Annotated in this window: 19 protein-coding genes and 1 pseudogene; 5 read left to right on the top strand and 15 right to left on the bottom strand. The window is 42.6% G+C overall.

Going from position 1 to position 21,015, the window contains the following annotated elements; all coding sequences use genetic code 11:
* Positions 1–19 precede the first annotated feature (19 nt).
* Positions 20–1,519, bottom strand: a pseudogene (gene zwf / locus K370_RS03965) (glucose-6-phosphate dehydrogenase).
* 165 nt (positions 1,520–1,684) lie between these two features.
* A complete protein-coding gene (gene gnd / locus K370_RS03960) occupies positions 1,685–2,590 on the bottom strand; it encodes a phosphogluconate dehydrogenase (NAD(+)-dependent, decarboxylating) (protein WP_047538584.1) in 906 nt (301 codons plus the stop codon).
* A 257-nt stretch (positions 2,591–2,847) separates the two neighbouring features.
* Here gnd and pgl point away from each other — a divergent pair, with 257 nt between their 5' ends.
* A complete protein-coding gene (gene pgl, locus K370_RS03955; RefSeq protein ID WP_047538581.1) occupies positions 2,848–3,552 on the top strand; it encodes a 6-phosphogluconolactonase in 705 nt (234 codons plus the stop codon).
* Positions 3,553–3,603: 51 nt separating this feature from the next.
* On the opposite strand, the gene K370_RS03950 is transcribed toward pgl, so the two are convergent.
* Positions 3,604–4,215, bottom strand: a complete 612-nt coding sequence (locus K370_RS03950; RefSeq protein ID WP_047538578.1) for a DUF1294 domain-containing protein — start codon at positions 4,213–4,215, stop codon at positions 3,604–3,606.
* A gap of 8 nt (positions 4,216–4,223) precedes the next feature.
* Positions 4,224–5,312 carry an iron-sulfur cluster carrier protein ApbC gene (apbC, locus tag K370_RS03945; protein ID WP_047538575.1) on the bottom strand — a complete coding sequence of 363 codons (1,089 nt, stop codon included), beginning with the start codon at positions 5,310–5,312 and terminating at the stop codon, positions 4,224–4,226.
* Positions 5,313–5,438: 126 nt separating this feature from the next.
* Between apbC and metG the strand changes: the two genes are divergently transcribed.
* Positions 5,439–7,490 carry a methionine--tRNA ligase gene (gene metG / locus K370_RS03940; RefSeq protein ID WP_047538559.1) on the top strand — a complete coding sequence of 684 codons (2,052 nt, stop codon included), beginning with the start codon at positions 5,439–5,441 and terminating at the stop codon, positions 7,488–7,490.
* Positions 7,491–7,621: 131 nt separating this feature from the next.
* On the top strand, positions 7,622–8,083 hold the full coding sequence (locus K370_RS03935; protein WP_047538556.1) for a glycine zipper domain-containing protein: 462 nt from the start codon (positions 7,622–7,624) through the stop codon (positions 8,081–8,083).
* Positions 8,084–8,162: 79 nt separating this feature from the next.
* On the opposite strand, the gene K370_RS03930 is transcribed toward K370_RS03935, so the two are convergent.
* The 6 genes from K370_RS03930 to cmk form a co-directional block, all read right to left on the bottom strand.
* Positions 8,163–8,783, bottom strand: coding sequence for a ComEA family DNA-binding protein (locus K370_RS03930; protein ID WP_047538553.1), 621 nt, complete (start codon positions 8,781–8,783; stop codon positions 8,163–8,165).
* A gap of 104 nt (positions 8,784–8,887) precedes the next feature.
* Positions 8,888–9,589, bottom strand: a complete 702-nt coding sequence (pyrF, locus tag K370_RS03925; RefSeq protein WP_047538550.1) for an orotidine-5'-phosphate decarboxylase — start codon at positions 9,587–9,589, stop codon at positions 8,888–8,890.
* 23 nt (positions 9,590–9,612) lie between these two features.
* A complete protein-coding gene (lapB, locus tag K370_RS03920) occupies positions 9,613–10,863 on the bottom strand; it encodes a lipopolysaccharide assembly protein LapB (protein WP_047538547.1) in 1,251 nt (416 codons plus the stop codon).
* A gap of 166 nt (positions 10,864–11,029) precedes the next feature.
* The gene (locus tag K370_RS03915) at positions 11,030–11,314 is read right to left on the bottom strand and encodes an integration host factor subunit beta (RefSeq protein ID WP_020168729.1); all 285 of its coding nucleotides are present in this window, start codon (positions 11,312–11,314) and stop codon (positions 11,030–11,032) included.
* 99 nt (positions 11,315–11,413) lie between these two features.
* Positions 11,414–12,928, bottom strand: coding sequence for a 30S ribosomal protein S1 (gene rpsA / locus K370_RS03910; protein ID WP_200883430.1), 1,515 nt, complete (start codon positions 12,926–12,928; stop codon positions 11,414–11,416).
* Between the two features lie 213 nt (positions 12,929–13,141).
* On the bottom strand, positions 13,142–13,807 hold the full coding sequence (gene cmk, locus K370_RS03905) for a (d)CMP kinase (RefSeq protein WP_047538541.1): 666 nt from the start codon (positions 13,805–13,807) through the stop codon (positions 13,142–13,144).
* A gap of 90 nt (positions 13,808–13,897) precedes the next feature.
* Here cmk and K370_RS03900 point away from each other — a divergent pair, with 90 nt between their 5' ends.
* Complete coding sequence (locus K370_RS03900; protein WP_047538538.1) at positions 13,898–14,122, top strand: DUF2061 domain-containing protein; 225 nt, start codon at positions 13,898–13,900, stop codon at positions 14,120–14,122.
* A 38-nt stretch (positions 14,123–14,160) separates the two neighbouring features.
* Here K370_RS03900 and aroA read toward each other — a convergent pair whose 3' ends face one another.
* The 5 genes from aroA to K370_RS03875 form a co-directional block, all read right to left on the bottom strand.
* Positions 14,161–15,444 (bottom strand): 3-phosphoshikimate 1-carboxyvinyltransferase, encoded by a 1,284-nt coding sequence (gene aroA, locus K370_RS03895; RefSeq protein WP_047538535.1) that lies wholly within the window; start codon positions 15,442–15,444, stop codon positions 14,161–14,163.
* Between the two features lie 12 nt (positions 15,445–15,456).
* Positions 15,457–16,323: a prephenate dehydrogenase gene (locus tag K370_RS03890; RefSeq protein WP_047538532.1), complete on the bottom strand. Its 867-nt coding sequence runs from the start codon at positions 16,321–16,323 to the stop codon at positions 15,457–15,459.
* Between the two features lie 103 nt (positions 16,324–16,426).
* A complete protein-coding gene (locus K370_RS03885; RefSeq protein ID WP_047538529.1) occupies positions 16,427–17,152 on the bottom strand; it encodes an arginyltransferase in 726 nt (241 codons plus the stop codon).
* A 1-nt stretch (position 17,153) separates the two neighbouring features.
* Positions 17,154–17,855, bottom strand: a complete 702-nt coding sequence (gene aat, locus K370_RS03880) for a leucyl/phenylalanyl-tRNA--protein transferase (RefSeq protein WP_200883428.1) — start codon at positions 17,853–17,855, stop codon at positions 17,154–17,156.
* 29 nt (positions 17,856–17,884) lie between these two features.
* Positions 17,885–18,622 carry a heavy metal translocating P-type ATPase gene (locus tag K370_RS03875; protein WP_047538972.1) on the bottom strand — a complete coding sequence of 246 codons (738 nt, stop codon included), beginning with the start codon at positions 18,620–18,622 and terminating at the stop codon, positions 17,885–17,887.
* 156 nt (positions 18,623–18,778) lie between these two features.
* Between K370_RS03875 and K370_RS03870 the strand changes: the two genes are divergently transcribed.
* The gene (locus K370_RS03870) at positions 18,779–20,977 is read left to right on the top strand and encodes a YgiQ family radical SAM protein (protein ID WP_047538523.1); all 2,199 of its coding nucleotides are present in this window, start codon (positions 18,779–18,781) and stop codon (positions 20,975–20,977) included.
* The last annotated feature ends 38 nt before the right edge of the window (positions 20,978–21,015 follow it).

Genomic DNA, 21,015 nt, shown 5'->3' with positions numbered 1-21,015 from the left:
CTAAAAATCAGTGTGCATTTTAGTTGGGTTTGTCGCCGCCCAATTCAATGCTATAACGCCAAAATTGGTCTTCGGCTTCAAAAATAACTTTTGAGGCTTCTGGGTCACTAGAGCCAGCAGGGTATTGGTGCACAGGCGTTTTATCCGCTGCCCAAGCCTTAACCACTGGATCAACCAGACGCCATTGCGCTTCGGCTTCACTAATATGCAGGTAATTTGAGTTATCGCCTTGCATTAAGTTAAGCAACAAAGCTTCGTAAGCATCAACGGTATCATCTTCTGCTAAACGGTTTGCCGCATCTAATTGAATGGTTCGCGTGTTGATATCCAAACCTGGTACTTTGGCTTGAATTTCCATTTTGATACATTCACGCGGCTGAATACCGATAATTAGCCAGTTTTGATCTTGCTCGTTCACTTGCAACGGCGCTTTTTTAAAGCGGATAGAAATGCGTGTATCGGCTTCATGCAAGCGTTTTGCGGTGCGGATATAAAATGGCACACCTTTCCAGCGTGGGTTATCAATAACACAATTTAAGCGCAGCATAGGTTTCTACCACGCTATCTTTGTTACCCAATTCCTCTAAGTAGCCCGGTACTTTTTCGCCATTGACTTTGCCCGCTGCATATTGCGCACGGAAAGCGTGTTTGTTTAATTCGTCTACTGGAATTGGACGAATTTGTTCTAACACTTTAATCTTGGCATCGCGCACGCCGTCTGGCGTTAAATCTTTTGGCAACTCCATGGCGGTTAAGGCCAAGGTTTGCAGAATATGACTTTGAATCATATCGCGCAATGCACCGGTACTATCATAAAACTGTGTGCGGTCGCCCACGCCCAACATTTCAGTATTGGTGATTTGCACATGATCAATATATTGATTGTTCCAAATTGGTTCCAATATCGTGTTAGTAAAGCGTTGTAACAGAATATTTTGTAGCGCAGATTTACCCAAATAATGGTCAATACGGTAAATTTGGCTTTCTTTTAGGTTTTTAGTCAGGCCAGATTGCAGCTCTTTCGCTGATGCTAAATCGGTACCAAATGGCTTTTCAACACCACACGGCGCCAGAATTTGTCTTCCTGCGTCAGTCCAACTTTTGCCAATGATTCCACAACCGGTGCGAAATCTACAGGGCGTACGGATAAAAAGTAAGCTAAGTTTTGCGGGAAAATTGCATCATTGCTTAAAGTGTTTTTAAGCTTGATAAATGCATCTGGGTCAGTTGGTGGATTAGCATGATAATAGTTACGCGCAATGAAACGTTCAAATGCTGCTGCGTCATAGCCCTTTTTGAATTTAGCATCCAACATGCTTTTAATATCAGCACGCCATGCTTCCAAAGTCACTTCTTGACGACCAACGGCCAGGATTTTTAAGTCCGCAGGTAAGCGGCCAATAGAATCCAGTCTAAACAATCCAGGGTAAAGTTTTACACGTGCTAAATTGCCGCTTGCGCCAAACAGCACAAGCGTACATGGGTCAATATCGTTACTAGCTGCAAGGGTTTGCGTCATTTCCTAAGCCTTATCTAAAACCTGAATATTTTAATTTAAGTAAAAATTTCGCCATTGCGTCATTCCCGAAAAATGGAAATGACGATGGGTTTATTAAAAAACGTCCAAAAATCATCCTGAAAATAATCTCAAGATACTTAGATAAGGACGTTTATTTAAGTTGATTTAGTTCTTTTTAACTGCGTGGCCGCCAAAAGCATTACGCATTAAAGATAATAATTTGTAGCTGTAACCATCTTTATCTTGGCTTCTGAAACGCGCCTGTAATGCGACTGTCAATACTGGCGCCGCAACGCCTTGCTCAACAGCCTCAACTACTGTCCAGCGACCTTCACCGGAATCAGCAACATATGGAGCGATGCCTTCTAATGACTGATCACCTTTTAACGCTTCAGCAGTCAGATCTAGCAACCAGCTACGTACAACAGAACCATGGCGCCACAGTTCAGTGATTTGAGCCAAATCAAGGTTGAACGCTTCTTTACCTTTGATTAAGTCCAGTCCTTCAGCAAATGCTTGCATCATGCCGTATTCGATACCGTTGTGAATCATTTTGGTAAAATGGCCAGAGCCCACTGGGCCAACGTGCGCCCAACCGCGGTCTGCGTGAGTTAGTGCTTGTGCATAAGGAGCCAATACATCTGCATATTGTTTCTCGCCGCCGTACATCAGGCAGTAGCCATTATCCAAGCCCCATACACCGCCAGAAGTACCACAATCAATAAAGCCAATGCCGTGCTCTGCAAGCATTGCACCGCGACGTTGGCTGTGTTTATAGTTAGAGTTACCGCCATCGACGATAATGTCACCTTTGTTTAATAACGGGATTAAGTCATTGATTTGATTTTCGGTAATTTCGCCAGCTGGCAACATTAGCCAAACGATTTTTTGTCCTTCTAATTTGTTCACGACATCTACAACTGAGTCAGCTGCAATCATGCCTTCTTTTTCTACTAGATTAGAGACGAATTCTTTGTTGAAATCGAAGCCAACGACTTCAATTTTATGACGTAATAAACGTGCAGCCATGTTGCCGCCCATTTTGCCTAAGCCTATCATTGCTAATTTCATGCGATTTTCCTATGGTATGAGGATGATAAAAGCACTCATCTTATGGATGTAGTGCGATCAAATATAGAAAATTTTTTTAAGAATTATCTAATTGAGTTGCGTATAATTATAACAAATTTAGGGGTGCTTCTCAAATGCAGAAGGACTGAATAAATATAATCAAACTTTTAAAAAAAGCAGAGCGATTTTAGGCTGCTTTTTTCTTTTTTAGGTTTAATTCAATTTCAATTTTTAAAGTTTCAATTAGGTTGGTTACAATGCAAAATAATTCACTCACAGGCTTAAGTTCTGACACGCGCTGGCATACATTTAACTCACAAGATGCAATTAACCAAGCTGCTGTAAAGCGCATTTTGGCAGCAGCGGAAGAGGCTATTAATAAGCGCGGCAGCTTTTTAGTGGTGTTGGCTGGCGGGAGTACACCTAAAAGTGTGTATCAATTATTAAGCCAGCAATCAGCCGATTGGGCGAACTGGCATATTTATCACAATGATGATCGCTGTTTGCCAGTAGATCATGTAGAGCGCAATAGCAAAATGGCGCGTGATGCCTGGTTAAATCTGGTAGCGATTCCACAAAACCAGATTCATGATATTCCAACTGAATTAGGTAATGTAGAGGGCGCAAAAGCCTATGCAAAAACTTTAAATGGCGTGCGTGCGTTTGATTTGGTCATTTTAGGTTTGGGTGAAGATGGCCACACCGCCAGTTTATTTCCAAATCAGGTTGTCGATAACAGTGCAGATGCTGTACCTGTTTTTGATGCACCAAAACCGCCTGCTGACCGCGTGACCATGAGTCAAAACCGTTTAAATAACACGCATGAAGTGTTGTTTTTAGTCACGGGTAGCGGTAAACAAGAAGCGGTGGATAATTGGCGCAAAGGGGTGAGGATTCCTGCGACTTTGATTGCACCTGAGAATGGTGTGGATGTATATAGTTTTGGTGTAGAGCTCAAGTAGCCTGTTATTCCCGCGGGTGCGGGAATCCATTTTTTAAACACGACAATAAAATTAAACGCCCAGCAGTTTGCTTAGTAATCGACGTGCAGCTGGTGAAGCAATCACAAATAAAATGGCAATATTCATAAGAACAGTTGTCCAGTAGGTGAATTGGAACGATTGCTTAACGGATTTATGCCGAAAAACTCTTTGTGCAAATAGTCCGCCAGGCCAACCGCCGAGAAGACTTAATAATTGGAGCGTCTTTTCAGGAGTTCTTTGTAAATTCTTTTTTGCGGCGCGTTTATCTGTCCAATACAAAATGAATGTGACCAAGCTAGTAATGGCGTAAATGGCCAATATAAACAAGGGTAAAGTATTTAAATACACAGCTAAGCACATTAGCGCTAGAAATATTATGGTGAAGTAAATTGGATAAACACTTTTTCCAATTGTCACAGGTCTGTTATTAATTTCACCTACGTAACGCACTTGTTGGGCGCTTAATCTACCATTCACACCAGTAAGCACTTCGTAAGTAACCAACTCATTACCTATTGGTCTTTTTTTGTTTTGGGTAAAAGATTTTATGTGAATAAAAACATCTTTTCCACCACCATTCGGTGTAATGAAACCAAAGCCTTGATCGTCTTTCCAAGTCGTAATTTTTCCTTGGTAACGCATCTTGCGATTTAAGTATTTTGAATCACAATATTCGGGAATTTACTGCTGTGATCTAGACTGGCATTGGCGATTTTGATCGCCGCTTTACGTGCAATTTCCTTATAGATATTAGCGATTTTTGAATCCGGTGCATTGATGACGGTTGGGTTGCCATTATCAGTTTGCTCGCGGATACTCATATCTAAAGGCAATGAGCCTAGCAAATCTACGTTGTAATCTGCACACATTTTTGCGCCACCACCTGCACCGAAAATGTGTTCTTCATGGCCGCAGTTGCTACAGATATGCGTACTCATGTTTTCTACGATACCTAAAATAGGGATGTTCACTTTTTCGAACATTTTCAAACCTTTACGTGCATCCAACAAGGCAATATCTTGCGGCGTGGTGACGATAATCGCACCTGTAACCGGGATTTTCTGCGCTAAAGTGAGCTGAATATCACCTGTGCCTGGCGGTAAATCAATCACCAGATAATCTAAATCGCGCCATTTGGTGTCACGTAATAATTGCTCCAGCGCGCCTGTTACCATTGGACCGCGCCAAACCATCGGCGTATCGGTATCGACTAAAAATCCAATACTCATGGCTTGTATGCCGTGTGCCAGCATGGGCTCCATGCTTTTGCCGTCCATACTTTCAGGTCGTCCGCTAATGCCCAGCATTTGCGGTTGGCTGGGGCCGTATATATCTGCATCCAGCAAACCGACTGTTGCGCCTTCGGCAGCTAATGCCAATGCCAAATTGACTGAAGTCGTGGATTTTCCTACACCACCCTTGCCAGAAGCCACAGCGATAATGTTTTTAACATTAGGTAATAAATTCACGCCTTGTTGTACTTTGTGCGCAACGATTCTGCTGCCAATATTAACTGTGACTACGCCACCATCAGCTAGCGTTTTAAGATGCTGAGTGACTAGTGTTTGCACTTCAGCCATCACGCTTTTAGCGGGATAGCCCAATACGATATCCACGTTAATGTTGTTGCCACTAATTTGAATATTCTTGGCCGATTTGCTGGTGATAAAGTCTTTGCCAGTATTAGGGTCAATCAGTGTTTTTAGGGCGTTTTGAATGGTTAACTCTGTCAGTGCCATGATATGAATCTATATTAATTTAAAAAAACCTATTTTACTGCAAGGTTGTATTTAAAGCTTGCATGCTTAAAGCGAAACATTGCTTAATTTGCTAAAATAGCGTTTTACCTCAATTCAAAGCATTATATGGCACGCAAAATCCTGGTTACCTCTGCTTTACCTTATGCCAATGGCAGTATTCATCTTGGGCATTTGGTGGAATATATTCAAACGGATATCTGGGTGCGTTTTCAAAAAATGCAGGGGCATACGGTGCATTATGTTTGTGCAGATGACACGCATGGCACACCGATTATGCTGCGTGCTGAAAAAGAGGGCATTACGCCTGAGGCTTTAATTGATAATGTGCATAAAGAGCATGGTGCAGACTTTGCGGAGTTTTTGGTAGATTTCGATAATTACTACTCAACCAATGCGCCTGAAAATAAAGAGTTATCGCAAACGATTTATCGCAAACTAAAAGCCAATGGCAAGATCGCGACAAAAACGATTGAGCAGTTTTATGACCCCATCAAAAATATGTTCCTGCCAGACCGCTTTATTAAAGGCGAGTGTCCGAAATGTCATGCTAAAGACCAGTATGGCGACAACTGTGAAGTGTGTGGGGCGACCTATAATCCAACCGAGCTGATTAATGCCTACTCCGCAGTCTCTGGCGCAGCGCCGGTGCGTAAAGAAACTGAACATTATTTTTTCAAGCTTTCAGAATGTGAAGCCTTTTTAAAAGAGTGGACGCGTCAGGGCGCGGGTACAGATAAGGCTACGCTGCAAGGCGAAGCGGCCAATAAAATGGGTGAGTGGTTTGAGAATGGCCTGAACGACTGGGATATTTCACGCGATGCGCCTTATTTCGGCTTTGAGATCCCAGATGCGCCAGGCAAATATTTTTATGTCTGGCTGGATGCGCCGATAGGCTACATGGCGAGCTTTAAGAAGTTATGCGCTGATAAAGGCCTGGATTTTGACGAATATTGGAAAGCGGATTCCACTACAGAGCTTTACCACTTTATTGGTAAAGATATTTTGTATTTCCATGCTTTGTTTTGGCCTGCAACGCTTGAATACAGCGGACATCGTAAACCGACCAAGATTTTCGCACATGGTTTTTTAACCGTTAACGGCGAAAAAATGAGTAAATCGCGCGGTACGTTTATTACTGCTCGCAGCTATTTAGACCATATTAAAAATCCGGAATATTTGCGCTATTACTACGCAGCTAAATTAAATAGCACGATGGAAGATATCGATTTAAACCTAGAGGATTTTGTTGCGCGCGTGAATAGCGATTTGGTGGGTAAATACATCAATATTGCCAGCCGTACGGCAGGTTTTATTAACAAGCGTTTTGCCGGTAAATTACAGCCATCCAATCAAAATGCTGTTATTGCCGAGTTGCAATCAGCTGCAAGTTTTATTGCCAGTGCGTACGAAGAGCGCGAATACGGTAAGGCATTGCGTGAAATTATGCGCTTGGCGGATGTTGCCAATGGTTATGTTGCTGAAAAAGCGCCGTGGGTGATGGCGAAGCAAGAAGGACAAGATACTGCTTTGCAGCAAGTATGTTCTGATGCGTTGGAAATGTTTAGGTTGCTGACTTTGTATCTAAAACCAGTTTTGCCAAACTTGGCCGCTGAGATTGAAAAATTTCTTAATATTTCACCGTTAAGCTGGCGTAGTGTTGGTGCAACTTTAGCCAACCAACATACGATTAATGCTTATGACCACTTGATTACGCGTATTGACCCAAAACTGATTGAAGCCATGACGGAAGCCAACAAAGAGAACTTAACTGCAACGCCTACTGTTGCGCAAGCATCAGTGACGAATACCGCTGCATTACCCGAAGCCGAATATATCAGCATAGATGATTTTACCAAGGTGGATTTGCGTATCGCTAAAATCGTTAATGCAGAGCATGTAGAGGGCGCTGAAAAGTTACTCAAATTGACGCTTGATATTGGCGAAGAAAAGCCGCGACAAGTATTTGCTGGCATTAAATCTGCCTATGATCCATCAACTTTAATCGGGCGAAACACCGTGATGGTGGCAAACTTAGCACCACGTAAAATGAAGTTTGGTATGAGTGAAGGTATGGTGCTAGCCGCCAGTGATGAGCGTGGCGGCCCTTATATTTTAAGCCCAGATAATGGCGCGCAAGCAGGTATGCGTGTTAAATAGTTTTCAGCCGTTTGTTTGTAGGAAAACGCTGACTTGCAATGTCGGCGCTTTCTGATTTATCAGTATTTTTTATCTTGTAATATACGTGTGAGACAAAGCAGTGGCTTTGTAGTACTTAAAAGGAGTGTGTTTTGAAAGGTATCTCGATTCAATTTTTATTAGCTTTGTTATTCTCAGGTCAAGTGATGGCTGCAGATAGCAATGCTAAAACAGCTGTGGGCGGTGGTTTAGGCGCTGCTGCTGGCACTGCGATTGGTAGTGTTGTTGGCGGTAGCACTGGCGAAGTTATCGGTGGTGCAGTAGGTGGTGGCTTGGGCGGTGCTGTCACTACCAAGGGTGAAGGTCAAGCCGGTGCAGTGATTGGAGGTGCAGCCGGCGGTGCTGGTGGCGCTTATGTAGGTCGCAAAGTGAGTGGTAGCACAACAGGTGCGGTTGTGGGTTCTGGCTTAGGTGGCGCAGGCGGCGCGATAGTTGGTAAGGTTATTGATGAGCCAAGTCCTAAGGTAAGTAACAACAATAATCACAACCATAAACATAAAAAGAAACGTGGCAAAGGTCACAATAAGCATAATCACAATGGACATCGTGATTAATTTACAGCAAATTAAAAAACCCGCGCAAGCGGGTTTTTTAATGATGAAGAACTTCTTAAATATCTAAGAATGATTCAGATTACTCTTTCTTTTCAGCATCCGCTTTTTTAGCTTTTGCAGGTTTTTTCTCTTTAGCTGGATCTGCTTTTTTTGCTTCGGCCGTTTTTGCAGCGCTAGTATCTTTAGCTGCTTTAGTCTCTTTCGCTACGTCGGCTTTGGATTCTTTAGCTTTAGATTCTTTCTTGGCTTTTGTCGCTTTTACATCACCGGTTTTTGATTCAGCAGATTTAACTAAGCTAGTTTCTTTCGCCGGCTTAGCGTCTTTCGTTAAATCACTTTTTGCCTTTGATTCCGCTTTTGCTTTTTTAGCTTTTGCGTCACCTGTTTTTGATTCTGCAGCTTTAGTTAAACTGGTGTCTTTTGCAGCAGGTGTTACAACCGTTGTTTTGCCGCTCACTGCAACGTCTTTGCGTACGCTTTGCAGTGTAATTGCGCCAACACCATCTACTTTTTCAAGTTCATCAACCGATTTAAAACCACCATTTTTTTTGCGATAATCAATAATCGCCTGTGCTTTTACTGGGCCAATGCCATTTAAAGTTTCCAGTTCCTGTTGAGTGGCGGTATTTAAGTTTACTGCGGCAAACGCATTAAAACTAAGTGTCAGGCTAGTGAGTAAAGCTATTAGTATTTTTTTCATTTGTTTCTCCCTAAATTTAAGTGTTTTGACGAGCGTTGTCGTCAACGCTAGTGTACTGTTTTAGTGGATTAACTACCAGATGCTACAATCCCGCATTTAACTAATTAAGCAAATGCCTGAATTTCTTGGTTGATAGCAATTAATGCATCAATAGGGTTGGCGGCCTGAGTAATTGGGCGACCAATCACCAAATAGCTTGCGCCTACCATTAAGGCTTGCGTTGGCGTTAATATACGCGTTTGGTCGTCTTTGCTTGCACTTGCGGGGCGTATGCCGGGAGTAACCAATAAAAAGTCTGAAGGCAACTGTTGTTTTAATAATTTGGCTTCCAATGCAGAACAAACGACACCATGCAGGCCAGCAAGCCGGGTCAGTTTTGCCAGTTTAAGCACTTGATTTTCAATGCTATTTTCGACGCCGATTTCATTTAAATTTTCTTGGCTCATGCTGGTTAATACTGTAACGGCGATTAAGTAAGGTGACTGCTTGCTTTTATCTACACCTTCCAGCGCTGCTTGCATCATGGCAGTTCCGCCACTGGCATGCACGTTCAGCATCCAGACACCTAAATTGCTCGCTGCCTCACAAGCTTTTGCCACGGTATTAGGAATGTCATGAAATTTTAAATCCAGAAAAACCTGAAAGTTTTTGGCAATTAGTTTTTCCACCAATTGTGGGCCAGCGGCAGTAAATAACTCTTTACCAATCTTAAGCTTGCATAAGCCAGGGTCTAATTGATTAACTAGATTGAGTGCGCTAGTCGAATCGGCATAATCCAGCGCGACAATGATTTTAGAATCGATCATTTTTTTAACTTTTAGAGTTTAAATTACGGATTGGTTTTTTTTACGGTCATTTCACGCTGTACCGTCTCAGAGGGTTCGGCAGGCAATGATTCCCAAGCATTACAAGCTGGGCATTGCCAGTGATATTGTTTGGCGCGGAAACCACATTGGTTGCAATGATAAGCGGCGCGATTGCCAATTGCGTTGCGTACGGTTTGTTGCATCAATTGTACGTCTTGGTTGTTAATATCATCTGCCATTGCACGCGCCTGTAGCAGTTGGTCTAGCGTAGTTAAGCTGGGCTGGCGAATTAACTCATTGCGTGCAAGCTTAGCGGCTTTATCAGCGCCTTCTTCTGCCAGCGTGGCTTCGTATAGAACAGACATTAACGAAGGTAGTTTGTAGACTTCAATATACGTATTGAGTTGTGCCAAACCTTCTTTTAAATGGCTGCCATTATTTGTAATGCCAGTATTTTCAGCATCCCCAGTAATGTTAATGTCTAAAGCCCGGTAGCTTTTCAGCATTTTGCTGGCAATTAAACCTAAGTATTCTGGCTGCTGAAATTCTATGCGTTTCCAATAAGAGATAGCGATTTGGTGTTGCTGTGCGCTAGCTGCAATATCTCCCAGCAACACATTGGCACGAATACATTTTTTATTGGCATCCAAGGCTAATGCTAATTGTTTTTGTGCGGCATCTGGATTTTGCGCAATGATGAAATTCATGGCAATTTCACAATAGTATTGTGCAATTTCTTTTCTAAAAGGTACGCCAGATAAACGTTCCAGTTCAGTTGCGGTAGTAATGGCTTGCGCCCATTCACGCTCGCGCACGTAAATCTCTAATAAGGCCCGTAGTGCTGGCTGGCGATAACGTTGATCTTCCAAGTCTTTATATAATTCTTCAGCGCGGTCAAATAAACCTGCTTTTAAATAGTCTTGTGCGAGTTCAGCTTTTACTGCGTTTTTTTGTGGCTCGGTTAATTCTTTTTTATCAAGCAAATTGACATGTAGATTGATGGCGCGGTCTGTTTCGCCTGTGCGCCTAAACAAACTACCTAATGCAAAATGTAGCTCTAAAGAGTCAGTATTAGCTTCCACGGCTTCAGAAAAAGCTTCCACGGCTTTATCATGCTGATCGCTGATTAAAAAATTTAAGCCTTTAAAGTAAGCGGCGGGGAGGGTAGTGGATTCTGAGAGTAGCTGCCGAATATCGACACGCGCGGCAATCCAGCCTAAAGTAAAAAACAGCGGTAAAACTAACAGCCACCAATATTCAAATTCTATCATCATCAATCTTGAATCAATTATATAGAGGGTATTTTACCCAAGCTTAAGCTTTATGACTAATTGATTGTAGTGAGTTATTTAAAAAGCTAAATGCTGAACAGAGATTGCAAATAAAAAAACGGCGCAAATTTTGCGCCGTTTTTAATATAACTGATAGTAATCGCTAATTTTAAGTCGCAGAATCAACGCGATCGCGTAACTCTTTACCGGCTTTAAAGTGTGGTACATGTTTTGCAGGTACTTGAACCTTACTGCCAGTTTTTGGATTGCGACCTAAACGTGGGGGGCGGTAATTCAAACTAAAACTACCAAATCCCCTGATTTCGATACGCTCACCAGTTGATAAGTTATCAGTCATTGCGTCTAAAATTGCTTTAACTGATAACTCAGCGTCTTTCACAACAAGTTGTGGAAAACGCTCTGCTAATAAATTAATTAATTCTGATTTTGTCATGGCTTATGGTTGCCTTTAATTTAGCTTATTGTTGTTTAGCTTAATATGTTTAAATTAATATCGATTAACATCAAACTAGCTTGGTTATTACTAATTAACTTATTTCTTGCTATCCATTTTTGCTTTTAATAAAGCGCCAAGGTTAGTTGTACCAGCTGCTGCCGCGTCATCTTCAGCTTTAGTACTGCTATCTTCAGCTTTGGTTTTTGCTTTAGCTTTTGGCTTAGCTGCTTTATCTTCGCTGGTAGATGAAGGTGTAGCGCCTGATGGATCTTCAGTCAGTTGCTTAACACCTAGAGAGATACGCTCTTTTTCAACATCAATCGCTAAAATAACTGCGCTTAACTCGTCACCTTTTTTGAAGTTACGAATCGCTTCTTCGCCAGTTTGTGTCCATGACAGGTCAGACAAATGCACCAGGCCATCAATGCCACCAGCTAGGCCGATAAATACGCCGAAGTCAGTGATTGATTTGATTTGACCAGATACTTTGTCACCTTTTGCGTGAGTAGCAGAGAAATCATCCCAAGGGTTGGCTTTACACTGTTTCATACCTAAAGATAAACGACGACGATCCTCATCGATCTCAAGAATCATCACTTCAACTTCGTCGCCTAATTGTGCGATTTTGCCTGGGTGGATATTTTTGTTAGTCCAGTCCATTTCTGAAACGTGTACCAAACCTTCGATACCTGGCTCTACTTCAACGAATGCGCCATAGTCAGTAATGTTAGAAACTTTACCGAACAAGCGTGTGCTGACTGGGTAACGACGAGTCAATGCAACCCATGGGTCGTCACCTAATTGTTTGATACCTAATGAAACACGGTTTTTCTCTTGATCGAATTTCAAGATTTTTGCTTCGACTTCTTCACCAACTGTTAGCACTTCTGATGGGTGCTTAACGCGACGCCATGCTAAGTCAGTAATATGCAGCAAGCCATCAATGCCGCCTAAATCAACGAATGCACCGTAATCAGTGATGTTTTTAACAATACCTTTGATGATTGCGCCTTCTTGCAATGTACTCATCAACGCTTCACGGTCTGCACCCATGCTGACTTCCATTACCGCACGGCGAGAAACCACGATATTGTTACGTTTGCGGTCAAGTTTAATTACTTTGAAATCCCACTCTTTATTTTCAAAAGGAGTGGTGTCTTTAACTGGACGAATATCCACTAATGAACCTGGCAAGAAAGCCATGATGCCATTAACAGAAACGCGTAAACCGCCTTTAACACGGCTAGATACGAAACCTTTAACTACGCGGCCTTCGTTCATAGCATCTTCTAGATCAAGCCAAGCTTCCATTTTCTTCGCTTTTTCGCGAGAAAGTTGAGTTGAACCAAAGCCATCTTCCAGCTTTTCGATACATACTTTTACAAAGTCGCCAACGGCCACTTCAAGCTCGCCTTGAGCATTTTTGAATTCCGCAGCGTCAATTACGCTTTCAGATTTTAAGCCAGCGTTAACAATTACGTGGTCACTATCAATTGATACAACCTCGGCGGTGATTACTTCACCAGAACGCATTTCCTGACGTGCCAAGCTTTCTTCAAAAAGCGCGGCGAAAGATTCCATCGATGATGGAGTGTTAGAAGTAGAAGCCATTAAAAGAGTTACCTAAAAAATTACTTAAAGCCATTTTTCAAATTTGAAAATTACCGTAAGCGTTCCCACCTAGCAGTGGGGCAGTTATTAAACGTTAAATTAAACTAATTGTTTTAAACTTAACACGAATCGGACATCTTACACAAAAAATAGCATGAGTTCAATGACTTAATGCTTTTTTAATGGCGATTGTTAGGTGTTTTTTAAGATTTTTTACTGGTGCTTCTGATAAGCATTTAAAACGAACGCTACCGCTTGTTCAATGTTGCGATGCGTGGTGTCCAGCAATAGCGCATCGGCTGTTTGAATAAGCGGCGCAGCACTGCGCTGGCTGTCGCGATAATCACGACTTTGCAGATCCGCTAAAATTTGCGAATAGTCAGCCGTTAAGCCTTTGTTGATGAGTTGCTTGTAGCGACGTTCTGCCCGTGTTTCTACATCGGCCGTTAAAAATATTTTCAACGGTGCATCTGTAAAAATCACAGAGCCCATATCGCGACCATCTCCAACCAAGCCAGGTTCCTGGCGAAAACTGCGCTGTAAGCCCAATAACGCATCACGAACGGGTGGGTGAATGGCGACTTCTGATGCGCCGCGACTCATTTCTTCACTTCTAACTGCTTCGGTAATGCGCTCCCCATCCAAATAAATCTCACCTTTGGTAAATTGTATATGGAGTTTTTTTGCCAATTCACCCAGTGTATCTGCTTGATTCCATGCGATATTATTTCTTTTGGCAGCAAATGCGACGATTCTATATAACGCACCGGAATCCAGATAATGAAAGCCGAGTTTTTCTGCTACACGCTCGGCAATAGTGCCTTTTCCGCTGGCAGAAGGACCATCAATGGTAATAACGGGGGTGAGGGTGTTATGCATAAGTAAAACTTATCAATGGTATTTTGACAATCAATTGGATTAAATTTCTTAATGGAACAATAATGGTTTCATTCATTTAAGGAGTTCAGCATGGCTAAAACAATTTCATTCGCAATTTTACACTTTACCGTTGCATTCACCGTAGGATATTTGTTAACGGGTAGCGCAATGGTCGGTGGTTTGTTGGCAATTATCGAACCTGCCTGCAATACGGTTGTTTTCTACTTTCACGAAAAAGCGTGGAAAAAATTCGAGCAAACCAACCCCGAAAAATATGCCAAAACCGTGAAATTGGGCTGGTTGCATATGCATTAATTTAGTTAAAAATAGTGTTAAGTTTTGAATGCTTAACACTATAAGCTGACCAGTTTTTTAAATTCTTCAAAGTAATCCGGAAATGTTTTATTCACACATTTAGGATCATTAATGGTAATCGGCACGCCACCTAAACTCACCAAAGAAAAGCACATCGCCATGCGGTGGTCATCATAAGTATCAATAACCGCATTCGGTGTCAATTTTTCGGGTGGTGTAATGGTTAAGTAATCTGCGCCTTCTTCCACAATTGCGCCCACTTTGCGTAACTCGGTCGCCATTGCTGTGAGCCGATCAGTTTCTTTCACACGCCAGCTGGCGATGTTTCTAAGAGTAGTTGTGCCATCTGCAAATAAAGCCATCACTGCCAAAGTCATTGCAGCGTCGGGAATATGGTTGCAATCCAAATCAATTTCTTTGATTTGATGGGTTTTTTTGGATTGAATATGATTTTCACCATAGCTAATATTGCCGCCCATGAGTTCAACTGCCTCAGCAAAACGTACATCACCTTGAATGCTGCTTTTGCCTAAACCATCTACTCGAACATCGCCGCCAATTGCGCCAGCAGCCAGGAAGTATGAGGCACTTGAGGCGTCGCCTTCAACATGGATTGTTTTGGGAGAGGTATAGGCGCTATTGGTTGCAATCGTAAAGCTTTCCCAGCCTTTACGCTGAACTTTTACGCCAAATTTAGCCATTAAGTTCAGTGTGATTTCAATATAGGGCTTGGAAATTAACTCGCCTACTACTTCAATAGTGGCTTGCTGTTTGGTTAATGGTAGCGCCATTAAAAGCGCTGTTAAAAATTGACTGGAAACATCGCCGCGAATTTGAATCGGTTCATTTAAATTGAAAGTGGCTGGCGAAATGTTAAAAGGTGGAAAGCCATCATTTCCAGTGTAATCAATAATAGCGCCTGCCTGGCGCAGCGCATTAACCAAATCACCAATCGGCCTTTCGTGCATACGCGGCACGCCGCTTAGGTTGTAATGTCCGCCAGATAGGGCAAGTGCAGCAGTGAGTGGGCGAAAAGCGGTGCCTGCATTGCCTAAAAATAACGCTGTATTTTTATTCGGTAAGTTTCCATTGCAACCTGTGACGCGCCAAGTGTTTCCGCCGAGATTTTCAATTTTTACACCGAGTTTTTCTAAAGCTTCCAGCATGCGGCTGGTATCGTCAGAGGCTAATAGATCGTGAATTTCAGTGATGCCATTGGACAATGCTGCTAATAATAATGTGCGATTGGAAATGCTTTTAGAGCCGGGTAGTCTAATTTGGCCTTTGGCGTGGTTGGCAGCAGCTAAGTGTAATTGTTCCATAAACGGTTTTCTTTATCTTGTTTTGCTATTTGCCCAATTGTTTCTAGCTACACTCGCGCGTTCAAATAAGGCTTGTAGTCCAGCGCCATCTTCATTTTCAATCAATTGTTTTAATTGATTTAATTCCAATTGGTAAGCACTTAACTCGTTAAGCAGCGCTGCTCTATTGGCTAAACTGATATCACGCCACATTTCAGGATGGCTACCTGCAATACGCGTGAAGTCTCTGAAACCGCTGGCAGCGAAACTGAATAGTTGTGCAGCATTTGGTCGTGCAGCAATATCATCAACCAACGCAAATGCCAATAAATGCGGTAAATGGCTCACTGCGGCAAAAATGCCATCGTGATTTTCAGCGGGCATCTCACTTACAATTGCACCACATGCCTGCCAAAGCTGTGTAACGCTGGCAATGGCGTCCATATTTGTTTCTGTGGTTGGTGTTAATACGACGTTTTTACCGATAAATAAATCAACTTTTGCTGCCGAAACGCCAGATTTTTCTGCGCCTGCAATTGGGTGGCCGCCGACAAACCGATTGAACTGTGCGCCCAACACAGTATGCGCTGCTGCCAGTACATCGCCTTTGGTGCTACCTGCATCGGTAATGACGGTTTGTTTGTTTAAATGCGGTTTGATGCTTTGTAGAATGGCAGTTGTCTGTGCGACCGGTGCAGCAATTAATATTAAATCAGCGCCGTCTAAAGCCTTGGCAATATCGGTTTCTGCACTATCAATCACGCCTAATGTTAATGCCTCATCTAAGCTGGATTTTGTGCGCCCAACGCCAACAATATGCGAAGTAAATCGTGCTTGCTTCAAAGCCAATGCAACCGAGCCGCCAATCAGGCCCACACCAAATATAACGAGTTTTTTCAATGCCGAAGGTCTCTCCGAAGTTCTAAGTAAGTGCTAAAAATCAAAAACGCGATTGTAACATGCGGGGCTTTGCAGCATTATTCCGGCAATAGCTTTTGTTATCTCACTGCCATTCACCATCAATAAGCTTTTCTTGAGGATTGAATTTTTGCTTATATGCCATTTTGGGGCTGTCTTGTATCCAGTAGCCCAAGTATAAATAGGGCAAATCTAAGCTTTTTGTCCACTCGGCTAACCACATAATCGCGTATGTTCCATAGCTGGCTTTAGTTTCAAGCGCATCATAAAACGTATAAACCGCTGAAACGCCATCTTTTACCACATCAATGACACTGACGATTTTGATTTGATTGTCGGCGTTTCTAAATTCAATCATTAAAGATTCCACATTACTTTGGCATAAAAATTGGCGATATTGCTCTTCATCATCATCTTTTGCTTCGATCGCGTTTTCATCGTGATGACGTAGTGATTGATAGCTGCTGTATAGCTCAAAATGTTCTTGGTTGTAGTGCAGGGGCATTACTTGCGCAGTTAAATCGGTATGTTGTTTACTGGCGCGTTTTTGTCCGCGTGTTGGTGCAAACGTGCTTAATACTAATCTCACCGCAATGCAGGCACGGCAGTTCTCGCAATGCGGTCTATAGGCAAATTTCCCGCTACGCCGGAAACCTTGGCTGATTAATCCGTTGTAGATATTGGCATCGATTAAATGTTGCGGAGAGGCGATTAAACTTTGTGCGAGTTTATTTGGTAAGTAGCCGCATTTATACGGCGTGGTGACGTAAAACTGTAGCTTGTGTAGCGGTTGTTCATTGGGCAAACTCATGTTAAAAGTTTACCAGCTTGGTCAAATTTTGCATGAATTCTTGACGGTCGATTTCGCGCCCACCAAAGCTGGTTAAAAGCGGCGTTTTCATTTGACAATCAATCATGCCGATGCCTTGATTTTTTAAATGATTAACCATGTGAACAAAAGCAATTTTTGAAGCATCGGTTTGTGTATGAAACATGCTTTCGCCATAAAACATCTTGTTGATTAATACGCCATAACAGCCGCCAACCAGCTGATTATTGAGCCAGCTTTCCATGCAAATAGCATGGCCAATGTTGTGTAAATCACAGTAAGCATTAATCATATCTTGGCTTATCCATGTGTGTGACTGGTTACTGACTTCATGATTCCGTTTAATATCGCTGCAAGCGGTGATTACTTCACGAAACGCGGTATTAAAACGTATTTCAAATAGGTCTTTTTTAAGCGTTTTTTTAAGTGAGCTAGAAATTTTTAATTCATTTGGAAATAAAACCATGCGTGGGTTTGGGCTCCACCACATCACAGGTTCGCCCGCATTAAACCAAGGGAATATGCCTTGGCTATATGCAGTTAACAGGCGCGCGGCGGATAAATCACCACCAATAGCGATTAAGCCATTAGGTTCAGTTAAGGCTTGGCTTAACGGCGGAAAAGGGCAGTCGTTTTCAATTGCAGCGACTTTCCCTGTCGGAAGTTGATAATAGCCGATACTCAATTTAAGCAAGTCCTAATTAACGAATATGCTCAAATTAACATCCAGGCCGCCATTGCTGCCATTAATAAATCTTCAATAATGGTGACAGTGGTCATGGGTAGATTAAAGCCCGTACCTAAGCAAGCGCAACGGATTTTTTGTTTGTTCATGACTGCTTTAATGACACCCAGGCTAGAAAAAACCATGACAACTAAAGTGATTGCATTGATTAATAATGGGTTTGTGTTGATTAAATAGGCAATGCCAAGCCCAAGCTCAATAAAGGGGTAAATAAAACCATAGCTGAATACGCGTTTGGCCAGCAAATCGTACATGGCATAACTACTGGCAAAACCTGATAAATCAAGCAGTTTGAAAAATGAAAAGACTATAAAAAAGCCAGCCATAAAGTTGGGCATAAAACGATGCAGATCAAATTCACCATGTGCGTATTCAACTGTTAAAGTCACCAGTAGAATATAGGTAAACACCAGTATTAATGGTTTGTAAGTACTAAACCAGTTGATTTTCTCTAAGTTTTTATTGGCTAAGTTTTCTGATACCGGGGTTGATGTAGAGCTATGTTGTTCGATTGTGTGAAGCGCATAATGACCTGCTTTTTCTAAGGTTGCATTTAGTGTGGCTAAATCTGCTGTTGGGCTTTTTAGCGTTGCCTGTGGTGGGTCAAGCGTTACTTCAACAGATTCTGCAAATGGTGTTAATGTCGCTTTAACGCGGTTAACGCAACCGCCACAAGTCATACCTGTGATTGAATAAATTGTTTTCATGGTTTTATTTTTCATGGATAGATAATGTTATAACTTGCATGGATTAGCCAAACATTCAATAAATTACATTAATCATACAAATATTAGCTTTTTAATCAAGCAATTAGAGCGTAAAATGCGCGCTTAATATTTGTCTGGCCTATTACTTAGCCTATCATGGAAGTCTACACCAATAATCTAGCGAAACCGATTCATACCTATCGACCATATTGGGCGAAGCGTTTTGGCACGGCCAAAATGTTGCCAATGACGCGGGCGGAGATGGATGCGTTAGGTTGGGATAGCTGTGACATTATTTTAGTGACAGGCGATGCTTATATCGATCACCCCAGTTTTGGCATGGCTTTAGTCGGTCGTTTGCTAGAAGCGCAGGGTTTTCGTGTGGGGATTATCGCGCAGCCCGATTGGCAAAACGCCAGTGCATTTAAAGCGTTAGGTAAGCCTAATCTATATTTTGGTATTACTGCCGGCAATATGGATAGCATGGTCAATCGCTATACCGCTGATAGAAAAATCCGCAGCGATGATGCCTATACGCCAGATGCCGCACCTAATAAACGTCCTGACAGAGCCGTTCTGGTTTACAGTCAGCGTTGTCGCGAAGCCTATTCCAATGTGCCGCTTGTAGTGGGCAGTATCGAAGCCAGTTTGCGCCGTATTGCGCATTATGACTATTGGTCGGATAAAGTACGCCGCAGTATTTTGGTGGATTCTAAAGCTGATATTTTGTTGTATGGCAATGCAGAAAGAGCATTGGTCGAATTGAGCCATCGCATCGCTAAAGGCGAAAAAGTCGCGGATATTCAAGATATTCGCGGTACGGCTTTTTTACGCAAGCAAATTCCTGAAGGTTGGGATGAGATTGAAAGTACCAAACTGGATCGCCCTGGCGCTATTGATAAGCCAGTTGACCCATATGAAATGAAGATGGGCAAAGCGGACGCCAGTTGTGCGACTGATGAGAGTAAGCCAAAACTGGATTTGCCCGAAGGTACCAAAGCAATTGAAATCGTGCGTAAGCCAAAAGCGGATAGAAGCAAACAAGTAGTTCGTTTGCCCGATTACGAAGAAGTTTCAAAAGATCCAATTTTGTATGCGCATGCCTCGCGTGTACTGCATTTAGAGGCTAATCCGGGTAATGCGCGGGCGTTGGTACAAAAACATGGTGATAGGGAAGTATGGCTAAATCCGCCGCCAATTCCGCTCACCACCAAGGAAATGGATTACGTCTACGATATGCCGTATGCGCGTGCGCCACATCCAATCTACAAAAACGCCAAAATCCCCGCATGGGAGATGATTCGTTTTTCAGTCAATATCATGCGTGGCTGTTTTGGCGGCTGTACGTTTTGCAGTATTACTGAGCATGAAGGCCGTATTATTCAAAGTCGTAGTGAAGAATCTATTTTGAAAGAAGTAGAGGAAATTCGTGACAAAGTCGATGGTTTTACAGGAGTGATTTCCGATCTTGGTGGCCCGACTGCGAATATGTATCGCATTGCGTGTAAGTCTGAAAAAATTGAACAATCATGCCGAAAATTAAGCTGTGTTTATCCAGGTATCTGTGAGAACCTGAATACAGACCATAGCGCGTTGATTCAGCTATATCGCAAAGCGCGTGCCATTAAAGGCGTTAAAAAGATTTTAGTCAGCAGTGGCTTGCGCTACGATTTGGCGGTTAAATCGCCAGAATATGTTAAAGAACTGGTGCAGCATCACGTTGGCGGCTATTTAAAAATCGCGCCAGAACACAGTGAAGAAAACGTTCTCAGCAAGATGATGAAACCGGGCATGGGTGCGTATGATGAGTTTAAAGCCATGTTTGAGAAATTCAGTGCCGAAGCGGGTAAAAAGCAGTATTTAATTCCGTATTTTATTGCGGCGCATCCAGGCACCACGGATGAAGATATGCTTAACCTTGCGCTTTGGTTAAAAAAATACGACTTCCGTTTAGACCAAGTGCAAAACTTTACGCCCACGCCAATGGCGATGGCAACAGCGATGTACCACAGCGGCAAAAATCCGTTACGCAAAGTGACGGCCGATTCCGATGATGTGCCTATCCCTAAAGCGGCAGGGGTACGCAAACTGCACAAAGCATTTATTCGTTACCACGACCCAGCCAACTGGCCGATTTTGCGCGAAGCTTTGAAAAAAATGGGCCGTGAGGATTTAATTGGCAATAGCAAAAAGCATTTAGTGCCAGCATTTCAACCTGCGGTGATGGGCGCTATTCGTCAATCTGATGGTAGTGTGTTTAAATCGAACAAGCCTGCACCTGCTAAGAAATATGGCAGCTTGCCTAAGTCTTTTAATAATATGAAAAATGCAGCAAGGCCTGCACGGGTTAAATAGATTTTAGTTTTTTCGCATGTTCAGCGATCGATCATTCA

Origin of the sequence: Methylotenera versatilis 7, from assembly GCF_000799165.1 — a bacterium.
GTDB classification, from domain to species: domain Bacteria; phylum Pseudomonadota; class Gammaproteobacteria; order Burkholderiales; family Methylophilaceae; genus Methylotenera_A; species Methylotenera_A versatilis_A.
Note: the sequence above shows the minus strand (reverse complement) of the source record. Positions and strands in the feature narration are given on the sequence as shown.